This window comes from Mesorhizobium tianshanense (genome assembly GCF_007830515.1).
Lineage (GTDB): Bacteria > Pseudomonadota > Alphaproteobacteria > Rhizobiales > Rhizobiaceae > Mesorhizobium > Mesorhizobium tianshanense.
In genome coordinates this window covers 1-12,238 of the sequence record NZ_VLKT01000029.1, presented here as the reverse complement: position 1 = coordinate 12,238, position 12,238 = coordinate 1, and the positions used below count along the sequence as shown (strand labels likewise).

Annotated in this window: 12 protein-coding genes; 5 read left to right on the top strand and 7 right to left on the bottom strand. The window is 64.3% G+C overall.

The annotated features are described in order from the left end of the window. Positions 1-239 precede the first annotated feature (239 nt). From IQ26_RS22025 to rsmA, 3 genes are read left to right on the top strand one after another with little or no spacing between them, the layout of a single operon-like run. A complete protein-coding gene (locus IQ26_RS22025; RefSeq protein ID WP_162458039.1) occupies positions 240-1,175 on the top strand; it encodes a peptidylprolyl isomerase in 936 nt (311 codons plus the stop codon). Beyond that, on the top strand, positions 1,172-2,206 hold the full coding sequence (gene pdxA, locus IQ26_RS22020) for a 4-hydroxythreonine-4-phosphate dehydrogenase PdxA (RefSeq protein ID WP_162458042.1): 1,035 nt from the start codon (positions 1,172-1,174) through the stop codon (positions 2,204-2,206). Before IQ26_RS22025 ends, pdxA begins: the two co-directional genes overlap by 4 nt. Positions 2,207-2,225: 19 nt before the next feature. Beyond that, positions 2,226-3,065 carry a 16S rRNA (adenine(1518)-N(6)/adenine(1519)-N(6))-dimethyltransferase RsmA gene (gene rsmA / locus IQ26_RS22015; RefSeq protein WP_145720451.1) on the top strand — a complete coding sequence of 280 codons (840 nt, stop codon included), beginning with the start codon at positions 2,226-2,228 and terminating at the stop codon, positions 3,063-3,065. Between the two features lie 50 nt (positions 3,066-3,115). On the opposite strand, the gene gmk is transcribed toward rsmA, so the two are convergent. The 7 genes from gmk to fabD form a co-directional block, all read right to left on the bottom strand. Further along, positions 3,116-3,790, bottom strand: a complete 675-nt coding sequence (gmk, locus tag IQ26_RS22010; RefSeq protein WP_162458038.1) for a guanylate kinase — start codon at positions 3,788-3,790, stop codon at positions 3,116-3,118. Between the two features lie 5 nt (positions 3,791-3,795). Then, positions 3,796-4,686 carry a YicC/YloC family endoribonuclease gene (locus tag IQ26_RS22005; protein ID WP_145720450.1) on the bottom strand — a complete coding sequence of 297 codons (891 nt, stop codon included), beginning with the start codon at positions 4,684-4,686 and terminating at the stop codon, positions 3,796-3,798. A 174-nt stretch (positions 4,687-4,860) separates the two neighbouring features. Further along, the gene (gene mltG, locus IQ26_RS22000) at positions 4,861-6,090 is read right to left on the bottom strand and encodes an endolytic transglycosylase MltG (protein ID WP_145720449.1); all 1,230 of its coding nucleotides are present in this window, start codon (positions 6,088-6,090) and stop codon (positions 4,861-4,863) included. Between the two features lie 102 nt (positions 6,091-6,192). Next, a complete protein-coding gene (gene fabF, locus IQ26_RS21995) occupies positions 6,193-7,455 on the bottom strand; it encodes a beta-ketoacyl-ACP synthase II (RefSeq protein ID WP_145720448.1) in 1,263 nt (420 codons plus the stop codon). A gap of 34 nt (positions 7,456-7,489) precedes the next feature. After that, positions 7,490-7,726, bottom strand: coding sequence for an acyl carrier protein (locus IQ26_RS21990; protein ID WP_006203723.1), 237 nt, complete (start codon positions 7,724-7,726; stop codon positions 7,490-7,492). Positions 7,727-7,916: 190 nt separating this feature from the next. Beyond that, on the bottom strand, positions 7,917-8,654 hold the full coding sequence (gene fabG / locus IQ26_RS21985) for a 3-oxoacyl-[acyl-carrier-protein] reductase (protein ID WP_145720447.1): 738 nt from the start codon (positions 8,652-8,654) through the stop codon (positions 7,917-7,919). Between the two features lie 57 nt (positions 8,655-8,711). After that, entirely contained in the window at positions 8,712-9,665 is a 954-nt protein-coding gene (gene fabD, locus IQ26_RS21980; RefSeq protein ID WP_145720446.1) for an ACP S-malonyltransferase, read from the bottom strand. A gap of 271 nt (positions 9,666-9,936) precedes the next feature. Here fabD and IQ26_RS21975 point away from each other — a divergent pair, with 271 nt between their 5' ends. Further along, positions 9,937-11,856 carry an LTA synthase family protein gene (locus IQ26_RS21975; RefSeq protein WP_145720445.1) on the top strand — a complete coding sequence of 640 codons (1,920 nt, stop codon included), beginning with the start codon at positions 9,937-9,939 and terminating at the stop codon, positions 11,854-11,856. A gap of 129 nt (positions 11,857-11,985) precedes the next feature. After that, a partial coding sequence (locus IQ26_RS21970; protein ID WP_420846395.1) for a transposase family protein occupies positions 11,986-12,238 on the top strand: 253 nt, incomplete at its 3' end.

The window sequence follows — 12,238 nt, the reverse complement described above, 5'->3', positions numbered from 1 at the left end:
GTAGCAGACGACTGGCCGGAAACAGACGGCCGGAACGGGCGGCCGGCCAACGCATTGCCCTGAGATCGGAATTAGATTTTAAGAAAACACGATGCGTATATTCAAAGTGTTGGAGCGTACCTTGCGCGCCCAAGTGGACGCAGGCCGCTTAGCGACATCGTTTCGCCGCATAAGGCAGGCACGGGTTTCAGTTCCCTCAAAGTGAGATAGAATTGGGCCGAAACCGGGATAAAATTGGGATGCTTTCGATGAGGAAATACCTCTTTTCGGCAGGGTTCGCGCTGCTGGTGGCGGCGACCTCGGCCTCGATCACCATGACGACGCCGCCGGCTTTCGCCAGCCAGATCAAATACGTCGTCAACAACGTACCGATCACCACCGGTGACATCCAACATCGTGCGGCTTTCCTGCGCCTGCAGCGCAGGAAAGGCGACGCTGCAAACGAAATGATCGAGCAGACGCTGCGCCTCGCCGAAGCCAAGCGTCTCGGCATCCGCATCGGCGACGCCCAGGTCGACGCCGCTTACCAACGCTTTGCCACGACCAACAAGATGCAGCTCAAACAACTCGATGGTGTCATGGCGCAGTCCGGCGTCGGCAAGGAGCATTTCAAGGAGTTCATCCGCGCCCAGATGGCCTGGAACCAGGCGCTGACCGCGCGCCATCGCTCCGAGAGCGGCGGCGGCGCCATGAGCGAGCAGGACGCTGTCAGGCGCATGCTCGACAAGGGCGGCGCCAAGCCGACCGCTATGGAGTACATGCTGCAGCAGGTCATCTTCGTCGTTCCGGCCGCCGAGCGCAGCGCAACGCTGGCCAAGCGCAAGCGCGAGGCCGATGCCATGCGCGCCCGCTTCAACGGCTGCAACACCTCGCGTCAATTTGCCAAGGGCCTGATCGACGTCACCGTTCGCGATCTCGGCCGGGTGCTGGCGCCGCAATTGCCGCCGGAATGGGCCGACCAGATCAAGGCCACCAAGGTCGGCGGCGCCACCCCCACACGCCAGACAGACCGCGGCGTCGAGTTCATCGGCATCTGCTCGTCGCGCGAAGTGTCCGACGACAAGGCCGCCCAGATGGTGTTCCAGAGCGAAGGCTCGACCGGCAAGGACGCCGACGAGCTCTCCAAGAAGTATGTCGAGGAGTTGCGGAAGAAAGCCCGCATCGTCGAGCGCTGAAGTCGCCAGAGGCAGAGCTCCCGCTGGCGCTGAGCGTCGGCGATCCCTCCGGCGTCGGGCCTGAAATCGCCATTGCCGCCTGGCAGGCGCGTGACAGCGCCGGTGTGCCGCCCTTCTATCTTATCGCCGATCCGGCGCTGATTGCCGCGCGGGCGCGCCGGCTTATCGCCGATGTGCCAATCATGGAGACAATGCCAGCCGAAGCGGCGCGCGTCTTTGCACGCGCCCTGCCCGTCGTGCCGCTTGTCGCCCGCTTCGTCGACGGCCCCGGCCGGCCGGACCCGGCCAACGCCGCCGGCATCATCGAGGCCATCGACCGCGCTGTTGACGATTGCCTTGGCGGCCGCGCCGCGGCGGTCGTCACGTGCCCGATCGCCAAGAAGCCGCTCTACGATGCCGGCTTCCGTTTCCCCGGCCACACCGAGTATCTGGCGCATCTGGCGACGCTCCACACCGGCGCCGAAGCGATGCCGGTGATGATGCTTGCCGGTCCCGAGCTGCGCACCGTTCCGGTCACCATCCACATTGCGCTGTGCGAGGTGCCGAAGGCGCTGACGACGGACTTGATCGTCGCGACCGCCCGCATCACCGCCGCCGACCTCGAACACCGCTTCGGCATCGTCAAGCCGCGGCTTGCCATTGCCGGCCTCAATCCGCATGCCGGCGAAGGCGGCGCGATGGGTACGGAGGACGAGCACATCATCCACCCGGCGGTCGACAGGCTGAGGGCGGAGGGCATCGACGCCTTCGGTCCGCTGCCGGCCGACACACTGTTCCATGCCCGCGCCCGAGCCGGCTACGATGTGGCGCTGTGCATGTATCACGATCAGGCGCTGATCCCGGCCAAGGCGCTTGCCTTGGACGAGGCGGTCAACGTCACGCTCGGCCTGCCGTTCATCCGCACCTCACCGGATCACGGCACCGCCTTTGATATCGCCGGCAAGGGCATAGCCCGGGCCGACAGCCTGATCGCGGCGCTAAGGCTCGCCCGCAGGCTTGCCGACACCGGGGCGAAGGCTACCGCCGCATGAGCGCCTTGAGGGCGGTCGCATGAGCATCGACGGGCTGCCACCGTTGCGCACGGTGATCGAACGCCACGGGCTGCAAGCGAAAAAGGCGCTTGGCCAGAATTTCCTGCTCGACCTCAACCTGACCGGCAAGATCGCACGCGCCGCCGGCGACCTGACGGGCGCCACAGTGATCGAGGTCGGTCCGGGTCCCGGCGGTCTGACCCGGGCGTTGCTTTCCCACGGCGCAGGTCGGGTCATCGCCATCGAGCGCGACGAGCGCTGCCTGGCGGCACTCGCGGAAGTGTCGGACCACTATCCGGGCCGGCTGGAGATCATTGCCGGCGATGCGCTGAAGACGGATTTCGCAGCGCTTGCCAAAAAGGCGCATCAGGGCGGTGGATCCGTGAAGATCGTCGCCAACCTGCCCTACAATATCGGCACCGAACTTTTGATACGCTGGCTGACCGTTGCCGAGTGGCCGCCCTTCTACGCATCGATGACGCTGATGTTCCAGCGCGAGGTGGCCGAGCGCATCGTTGCCCGTCCCGGCAGCGATGCCTATGGCCGGCTGGGCGTGCTGGCCGGCTGGCGGACGGAGGCAAGAATCGCCTTCGACGTGCCGCCACAAGCGTTCACGCCGCCGCCCAAGGTGACCTCCTCGGTTGTGCATCTGGTGCCGCGGGCAAGTCCCCTGCCCGCCGAGGTCAAGAAGCTCAGCCGCGTCACCGAAGCAGCCTTCGGCCAGCGCCGCAAGATGCTGCGGCAGAGCGTCAAGAGCCTCGGCGGCGAAGCCCTGCTCACCCGCGCCGGCATCGATCCGACCCGCCGCGCCGAAACGCTTGACGTCGATGAATTCGTGCGGCTGGCCAACGCGGTGTGAAGGTGCGGACCCTTTCCCCTTCTTGTGGGAGAAGGAGAGGCGTCGCGCCTCTAATCCGTCTTCTCGTCAAGCAGGCCTGAGACGAAATCGAACAGGCCGGGTCGGCGGTCGCGCCTGAGCCGCTCGGCGGTGACGATGCCGCGCACTTCGGCGAAGGCGCGGTCGAGATCGTCGTTGATGATGACGAAATCGTATTCCTTCCAGTGCTCGATCTCGTTGCGGGCGTTTTTCAGACGCGTCTCGATCACCGATTCCTGGTCCTCAGCGCGGCGCTTCAGCCGCGCCTTCAATTCCTTCATCGAAGGCGGCAGGATGAAGATCGAGACTATGTCGGCGCGCATCTTCTCCTTGAGCTGCTGGGCGCCCTGCCAGTCGATGTCGAACAGCATGTCGCGGCCCTGTGCCAGCGCCAGTTCGGCCGGCTCGCGTGGCGTCGCGTAGCAATTGCCATGCACTTCGGCCCATTCGAGCAGTTCGTCGGAATCGCGCAGTCGTTCGAACTCGCGCATGGTGCGGAAATGATAATGGACGCCCTCAATCTCGCTGCCGCGGCGTGGCCGCGTCGTGACGGAGACCGACAGTTCGAGACTGGAATCGCTTTCCAGAAGATTGCGCGCGATCGTCGACTTGCCGGCGCCGGACGGCGACGACAGCACGAGCATCAGGCCTCGGCGGCGAATCCGGGAACCCAGATCCTTGGCAACCATCGGCTCCTTGGCGACCATCAGGGTTACTCCAGATTCTGGACCTGTTCGCGGAACTGGTCGACGACCGCCTTCAGCTCCAGCCCTATGGCGGTGACCGTAGCGGCGTTCGACTTCGAACACAGCGTATTCGATTCGCGGTTGAATTCCTGCGCCAGAAAATCGAGCTTGCGGCCGATGGCGCCGCCGCCTGCCAGCAGCACCCGGCCGGACGCGACATGCGTCTTCAGCCTGTCGATCTCCTCGCGGATGTCGGCCTTGGTGGCCAGGAACGCTGCTTCCATATGCAGCCGGCTGGCGTCGAGATTGGCGGAGGCATCCATCAGCAGCCGGACCTGCTCGGCAATCCGTTCGCGGATCACCGCAGGCTCGCGCGACGGATCGGCCTCGGCGCGCAGCGTCAGCGCCTCGATGGCATCGATATGGCCAGACAGCAGCGAACGTAGGGCGGCGCCCTCGCCCTGGCGTGCCTGTTCCAACCCGCCCAGAGCCACTTCGAGCGCCGCTAGGATAGCGCCGTCGAGCGCCGCCCGCGCCTCTTCGGTCTCAGTGGTTTCGGGGATATCGAGCACGCCGCGCAGCGAAAGCAGCCCGTCAGCTGTCGCAGGCGCTACGCCGAACTGCTCCTTCAGCCGCCTGGCCAGCCCCGCCAGATCCCTCAGGAAGGCCTCGTTGACCACGGGCTGCGCCTGCTGGCCGGCGGCGCGGCCGACGGTCAGCGTGGCCTGGAAATTGCCACGCGCAAAACGCTTCTGCACCGTCTGCCTGACAGACGGCTCCAGTCGCTCGAGGCCCTGCGGCAGCCGCAGCCTGACCTCGACGCTCTTGCCGTTGACCGACTTGACCTCCCAGGCGATCGACGTGCCTTCATGTTCGGCGACGGCCCGCGCAAAACCGGTCATGCTCTGCAAATTCATGATGCCCTTGCGTCCCCCTGGCGCATGATCCCGGAAGCGGTTCCGGGCAGGTCATGCGTGGCTTCAAATGCCGGAGCGCTCTTCGCCAAATCGGACGCAAGGCGCTCCTGATCAAAAAACAGCACGTCGCTGCCGTCAAACGGATCGGAGGGACGATCTCGGAACCCTCCGACGCTACTGCGCCGCCCCCGCATCGCCGCCGTCCACCGGCGCATCGGTCTGGCCTTCAACCTTGGCGGCTTCGGCCTTGGCAGCACCGGCCTTGGCGGCCTCATCGGCCAGCTTCTTCTGCATCGCCCGGTAGCGGGCGACGTTCTCGTTGTGCTCGGCGAGCGTCGCTGCAAAGACGTGACCGCCGGTGCCGTCGGCGACGAAATAAAGGTCATCGGTCTTCGATGGGTTGGCGACGGCTTCCAGTGCCGCACGGCCGGGATTGGCGATCGGCGTCGGCGGCAGGCCGTTGATCAGATAAGTGTTATAGGGCGTCTGCTTCTGGATGTCCGACTGGTAGATCGGGCGGTCGGCGGGTTTGCCCTTGCCGCCGAATAGGCCGTAGATGATGGTCGGATCGGACTGCAGCCGCATGCCCTTGGCCAGCCGGTTGAGGAAGACGGCGGCGACCCGCGAGCGTTCATCGCCCTTGCCTGTCTCCTTCTCGACGATCGAAGCCAGAATGACGAAGTCCTCGACACTGGCCAGCGGCAGGTCGGGGGCGCGCCGCTGCCAGACATCCTCGACCAGCTTCTTCTGATCCGCCAAAAGCTTGTCGACCATCTGCTGGCGTGTCGCGCCGCGGGTGAAACGCAGCGTGTCGGTAGCAAGGCTGCCCTCGGGTGGAATGGTCGCCGGCATATCGCCGTCGAGCGCTGCCTGATCGGCGATGCGCTGCAGCGCCTGCTCGACGGTCAGTCCCTCGGGGACGGTCAGCGAATACATCACCGACTTACCGCTCTTCAGCAACTCCATGATGTCGTGCATGGAGGCCTGCGGCTTGATCTCGTATTCGCCTGCCTTCAGTGCGGAATCATTGCCAAAGGCACGCACGCCAAGGCGGAAGATGCGTGCGTCGCTGATCAGTCCGCGCCGCTCGAGCTGCTCCGCAATTTCCTGGACGCCAGTGTTCGGCTTGACCAGGAAGGTGTCGGCATTGGCCGACGGGCCGGGCTCGTTGAATTCCTGCTTGCCGAAATACAATGCAAAGCCGGCCGCCAGAACCATCAGCATCACCAAGGAGATGACGAAGTTCATGAACACGACGAACTGGCTGCGCGAGGCGCGCGAGCGTTTGGGCGGCGGCGTGCCGGCTTCAGGCCGCAGTGCTTCGCTGGCCGTCTTCGGCACGATCGGACCCGGCGGTGCGGACCGTTGCCCGAATTCCCCCTTGTCCGCCGAATTTGTGTTCATGGCGCCCTACCGTTTGATCTCGCAACGAATCCCCTTGGGCAGAGTAGGGGCGAATATGGCAAAATTGACGACACGCGCGAGCCGTGCCGGTCGGCGGACCGGTCAGCCATTGTAGCGCTGGAAGACCAGCGAGGCGTTGGTGCCGCCGAAGCCGAAGGAATTGGACAGCGCCACGTCGACCTGGCGGGCGCGCGGCTTGTGCGGCACCAGGTCGATCGCCGTTTCGCGCTCCGGGTTGTCGAGATTGATGGTGGCCGGCGCGATGTTGTCGCGAATGGCGAGAATCGAAAAGATCGCCTCGGCAGCGCCCGCCGCGCCCAGAAGGTGGCCTATCGACGATTTGGTCGACGACATCGATATTTTCGACGCAGCGTTGCCGACCAGCCGCTCGACAGCGCCGAGCTCGATCGTGTCGGCCATGGTCGATGTGCCGTGCGCATTGATGTAGTCGACGTCTGCGGGCGTCAGCTTGGCCCGATTCAGCGCCGCTGCCATGCAGCGGAAGGCGCCGTCGCCATCCTCGGCCGGCGCGGTGATGTGGTAGGCATCGCCGGTCAGGCCGTAACCGGTGACCTCGGCATAAATCTTGGCGCCGCGCGCCTTGGCGTGTTCCAGCTCCTCCAGAATGACGACGCCGGCGCCCTCGCCCATGACGAAGCCGTCCCGGTCGCGGTCATAGGGACGCGAGGCCGTTTCCGGAGCGTCGTTACGGTCGGTGGACAGCGCCCGGCAGGCAGCGAAACCGGCGATCGACAGCCGCGTCACCGGGGCCTCGGTGCCACCCGCGACCATCACGTCGGCATCGCCCCACATGATCAGCCGGGCGGCATCGCCGATGGCGTGCGCGCCGGTGGAGCAAGCGGTGACGACGGCGTGGTTGGGGCCTTTCAGCCCATGCCGGATCGAGACCTGGCCGGAGACGAGATTGATGATCTGGCCCGGGATGAAGAACGGGCTGATGCGGCGCGGACCGCGCTCCTTCAAGATCATCGCGTTCTCGGCGATGCCTTCGATGCCGCCGATGCCCGAGCCGATCAGCACGCCGGTGACGCACTGCTCCTCATGCGTCTTCGGCGCCCATCCCGAATCCTTCAGGGCTTCGTCGGCGGCCGCGATCCCGTAAAGGATGAAGTCGCCAATCTTGCGCAATTCCTTCGGCTCGAGAACGGTCTCGGGATTGAAGGTAGCGTTCTCGCCGCTGCCGCGCGGAATGACGTGGGCGACCTTGCACGCAAGATCCTCCACCTCGAACTCGGTGATGCGCTTGGCTGCGCTGCGGCCGGTCAGAAGCTCCTTCCAGCTATGCTCGAAGCCCATGCCAAACGGCGAAAGCAGCCCAAGGCCCGTGACGACGACACGCCTCATCGCAGGTCCTCCCCGGTGATGACTGCAAATAGCGTCAGGCTGAAGCCTTGTCGATGTACTTCACTGCATCGCCAACAGTCAGGATGGTTTCGGCCGCATCGTCGGGAATCTCGACGCCGAACTCTTCTTCGAACGCCATGACGAGTTCGACCGTGTCGAGGCTGTCCGCGCCCAGATCATCGATGAAGCTCGCCTGCTCCGTCACCTTGTCGGCATCGACGCCAAGGTGCTCGATAACGATCTTCTTGACGCGCTCTGCGGTGTCACTCATTTGGGCATCCTCGTCTTTTGGTTGTCTGTCTTCGTTAGCGGGCAGAATGCCGCTAATCAAGCTGAAAGATGGTCCTGCCGGAAACGCAACGGCACCGGACCGGTTTTTGCCCGAAACCGCCGGGTTGCGGGCCGCATTACACGAAAATCCGCTTGGGTCCAAGGCGAAAAGGGGCGTTTTCCCGCAACTGTCAAATCATCGCCATGCCGCCATTCACGTGGATGGTCTGGCCGGTGACATAGGCAGCTTCGTTGGAAGCGAGGTAGGCGACGGCGGAAGCGACTTCGGCGGTGGTGCCCATGCGCCGTGTCGGGATCGCCGCCATGATCGCCTCTTTCTGCTTGTCGTTGAGCTTGTCGGTCATCGCCGATTCGATGAAGCCTGGGGCGACGCAGTTGACGGTGATGTTGCGGGTGGCGATCTCCTGCGCCAGCGACTTGGAAAAGCCGATCATGCCGGCCTTGGAGGCGCAGTAGTTGGTCTGGCCGGGATTGCCGGTGACGCCAACCACAGAGGTGATGTTGATGATGCGGCCATGCCGGCGCCGCATCATCGGATGGGTGAGTTCGCGGGTCAGCCGGAACACGGCGGTCAGATTGACCTCGAGCACCGTATCCCAGTCGGCGTCCGCCATGCGCACGAACAGCCCGTCCTTGGTGATGCCGGCATTGTTGACGAGAATGTCGACGCCGTCGAGATCGGCCTCGGCCTTCTGGCCGAGCGCCTTGACCTCGTCGCGATTGGCAAGGTTGGCCGGGAACAGCTTGACCCGGTCGCCGAGTTCGGCGGCTAGCGTTTCCAGCTTTTCGAAGCGGGTGCCGTGCAGGCCGACGATGGCGCCCTGCGCATGCAGCACCCGGGCGATCGCCTCGCCGATGCCTCCTGATGCGCCTGTGACGAGCGCCTTGCGACCGGTCAATTCGAACATTCTTGTCTCCTGATCTCAGAGAACACCCTTCACACGGGTGAGGTCAAATCGTGGTTGTTATGCGAGCGCCGCCAGCGCCGCCTCGACATCGGCCGGCGTGTCGACGGCGCTGGTGGCGATGTCGCGGTTGATGCGCCTCGCCAGTCCCGACAGCACCTTGCCGGCGCCCACCTCGTAAAGCGTCGCAATGCCGTTCGCGCCGAACCATTCCACCGTTTCGCGCCAGCGCACGCGGCCAGTAACCTGTTCGACCAAGCGGCGGGCGATTGCGTCCGGATCACTGGACGGGGTAACCGACACGTTGGAGACCACGGGCACGAGCGGCGCGTTCTTCGTCACCCCGGCCAGCGCCTCGCGCATGATCTCGGCCGCCGGTGCCATCAGCGCCGAATGGAAAGGCGCCGAAACCTGCAGCATCAGCGCCCGCTTGGCGCCCTTTTCCGTGCACAGCTTCGCCGCCAACTCGACCGCCGCCCTGGCGCCGGAGATCACCAACTGGCTACCGCCATTGTCGTTGGCGATCTGGCAAACCGAGCCTTTGGCCGAACCTTTAGCAGCTTCAGCGCAGGCAGCTTCGACATCGGCCTGCTCCAACCCGATAATCGCCGCCATGGCGCCCTCGCCGGCCGGCACTGCCGCCTGCATGGCATTGCCACGGATACGTAAGAGCCGGGCAGCATCGGCGACCGAAACGAAACCGGCGGCGGCAAGTCCCGAATATTCGCCGAGCGAATGGCCGGCGACATAGGCAATCTTGTCCTTCAGCGAGAAGCCGCGCGATTCCAGCGCCCGGATCGCGGCAAGCGATACGGCCATCAGCGCCGGCTGGGCGTTGGCGGTCAGTGTCAGCGCCTCTTCCGGCCCTTCCCAGATCAGCTTCGACAGGTTTTCGCCGAGCGCGTCATCGACCTCTTCGAAGATCTTCCGCGATTCCGGAAAGGCGTCGGCAAGGTCCTTGCCCATGCCGACAGCCTGGCTGCCCTGTCCCGGAAAGGTGAATGCGACGGCCATGTGTGCTCCCAAGCGGCTGATTTTTCCTGCCTGTGACGCAAGGCGGGCGGGCAAGTCAAGTCCGCCATTGACCGACTCCAGCCCGCTCCGGCCTGGCATCACCGGCCGAGCGCCTGTTCCAAAAGGCTTTTTAGCGATCACTCCTGATGAAAATCGCTCACGATTCGTTTGCTGGCTCTTCTTATTTCAGCCACAGACGCTAGCTTTTCGTGACAGATTGATGACAGTTCAGTGACGTTTTGTTTATGGGTCGGGGAATTGTAAGGTGGCAATGACTAGGAAAGGCGCAGGCAGAGCCGCGCCACAGTTTCTGGAAGGCGATCCGGCCACCGGCTATCTGCCGGGCCGGAAATGGCCTGTTATCCGCTACGGCCTCGTCAGCCTGCTCGCCGCCGCCATTCTGGTGTTTGCGATCGAACTGATCGTGCGCGGCAGCTTTGCCGGCACCGTCAGCTTCTTCCTGCAGCCGTTCAAGCCGGGCTGGACCACCATCATCATCTTCGCGCTGATCCTGATCGGCCTCGATGCCGTGCTCGGCCGCAGCCACCAGAGCCTGGTGATCGTTGCGCCGCTGACGCTGGCTTTGGCCTTTATCGGCCATCAGAAATCGCTCTATCTAGGTGATCCGCTCTATCCGACCGATTTCTTGTATTCACGCCAGATCGTGGCGCTGATGCCGCTTCTGGTGCGCGATCGCCCGGGAACTGCCCTCGCCATAGCGGTCGGCGTCGTCGGCGGACTGTCGCTGCTCGTCTATGGCTGGCGCCAGTGGCGCCGCCGGGTGCCGGCGCTCAGCCACAAGGGCCGCCTTGCCCGGCTGACGTTGACCGTGCCGTTGCTCGCCTTCTTCGTCTCGATCATGGATTACGCGACCTTCTCATGGACCCGCGACCGGTTGCAGATCATCCCGATCATGTGGGACCAGAAGGAAAACTACGCCTCCAACGGCTTCGCGCTCGCCTTTGCGCTCAACGTGCCGATGGCCCACGTCTCGGCGCCTGCCGGCTATTCCGACAAGTCCATCGCGGCAATCGACAGGCCTGACGTGACAGCCTCGGTACCGGCCGAGAAGCCCGACATCATCGTCGTTATGAGCGAATCCTTCTGGGATCCGACCGAACTGCCCGGCGTCACCATCACGCCCGACCCGATTCCCAACGTGCGGGCGCTGCGTTCGGGCTACATGTTCTCGCCCGAATTCGGCGGCATGACCGCCAATGTCGAATTCGAGGCGCTGACGGGCTTTTCCAACGCCTTCCTGCCGGCCGGCAGCATCCCCTACCAGCAATATGTCCGCGCGCCGGTGCCGTCGATGGCGACGTTCCTGAAGAGCCAGGGCTACGAGACGCGCGCCATCCATCCGGGCACGAACTGGTTCTGGAACCGCACGCCGGTCTATAAGGATTTCGGCTTCGATGACTTCAAGTCGGAAGAAAACATGCCATATCTCGAAAAGCGCGGACCGCTGGCCTCGGATGCGGCGATGACCGACGAGATCATCCGCGAAGCCGACGCCACCGACGATCCGTTCTTCTTCTTCGCGGTCAGCCTGCAGAACCACGGACCCTATGAGCCGTATCGCTACTACAATCCGACCCATAAGGTGCAAGCGCCGACCAGCCAGTGGGCGAAGGATTCGCTGCTGAGCTTCACAGAGGGGGCGTCTGACGCCGACAAGGGCCTCGGGCGCCTTGTCGAATGGGCGAAGAACCGCCAGCGGCCGACGATCATCGCCTTCTTCGGCGACCATCTGCCGCCGCTCGGTCCGGTCTATGTCGAGACCGGCTTTCTCAAGGACAATGTCGCGCCGCGCAAAGAGCCGCCCGACCAGATGCTGCTGCATCACCAGACGCCGCTGATCGTATGGTCGAACCGCACCGGCCCGGCCGAGGACATGGGTGCGGTGAGCCCGGCCTTCCTGCCCTACCATATCCTGACCACGGCCGGGATCAGCCACCCCTATTACACCGGCTTTCTCGGCCAGATGCGCGAGCATTACCGTGTCGTCGACCGCAATCTGCTGTTGACGCCGGCGGGCGAGGCTACACCGGACTGGGCGCGGCAGAAGAAGATCGATCCGGCCATCCGCGATTTCCGTCTGCTGCAATACGACATGATGTTCGGCAAGCGCCGTGCAGCACCCGATTTCTTCCCGGAAACGGTCAACAAGCTCGTCCCCCATACAAGCTGACCCTGCCGCGGCGCGACATGTCGTCCTTGCAGCGGCGGGTTTTCCCAGGGCTCCGAACTCAGGTTAACGCGCTTTCGCTGTTGTCGATTGGCTGATTCCATGGGCGCTCATTGATTCGGAGCGCCCGCCATGACCATTGCTGCCCTCGAGGGGTTCGAGAAGCCGCGCCTGAAGGCGCTTCTGGACCATTTTGCCGCCATAGAGGACCCGCGCGAGCCGTGGCGAGTCGCCCATCCGCTGAGCGAAGTGCTGTTCCTGGTCGTCTGCGGCACGATCTGCGATTGCGACGACTACGATCTGATCGCCGACTGGGGAAAGGCCCATCTCGACTTCCTGCGCCGCTACCTTCCCTACCATCATCGCGTGCCTGGCGGGCGCTGGC

Coding starts and splice junctions, on each gene's coding strand:
- IQ26_RS22025 (WP_162458039.1), top strand. CDS start 240: ATGCTTTCGATGAGGAAATACCTCTTTTCGGCAGGGTTCGCGCTGCTG.
- rsmA (WP_145720451.1), top strand. CDS start 2,226: ATGAGCATCGACGGGCTGCCACCGTTGCGCACGGTGATCGAACGCCAC.
- gmk (WP_162458038.1), bottom strand. CDS start 3,790: ATGGTCGCCAAGGAGCCGATGGTTGCCAAGGATCTGGGTTCCCGGATT.
- IQ26_RS22005 (WP_145720450.1), bottom strand. CDS start 4,686: ATGAATTTGCAGAGCATGACCGGTTTTGCGCGGGCCGTCGCCGAACAT.
- mltG (WP_145720449.1), bottom strand. CDS start 6,090: ATGAACACAAATTCGGCGGACAAGGGGGAATTCGGGCAACGGTCCGCA.
- fabF (WP_145720448.1), bottom strand. CDS start 7,455: ATGAGGCGTGTCGTCGTCACGGGCCTTGGGCTGCTTTCGCCGTTTGGC.
- IQ26_RS21990 (WP_006203723.1), bottom strand. CDS start 7,726: ATGAGTGACACCGCAGAGCGCGTCAAGAAGATCGTTATCGAGCACCTT.
- fabG (WP_145720447.1), bottom strand. CDS start 8,654: ATGTTCGAATTGACCGGTCGCAAGGCGCTCGTCACAGGCGCATCAGGA.
- fabD (WP_145720446.1), bottom strand. CDS start 9,665: ATGGCCGTCGCATTCACCTTTCCGGGACAGGGCAGCCAGGCTGTCGGC.
- IQ26_RS21975 (WP_145720445.1), top strand. CDS start 9,937: ATGACTAGGAAAGGCGCAGGCAGAGCCGCGCCACAGTTTCTGGAAGGC.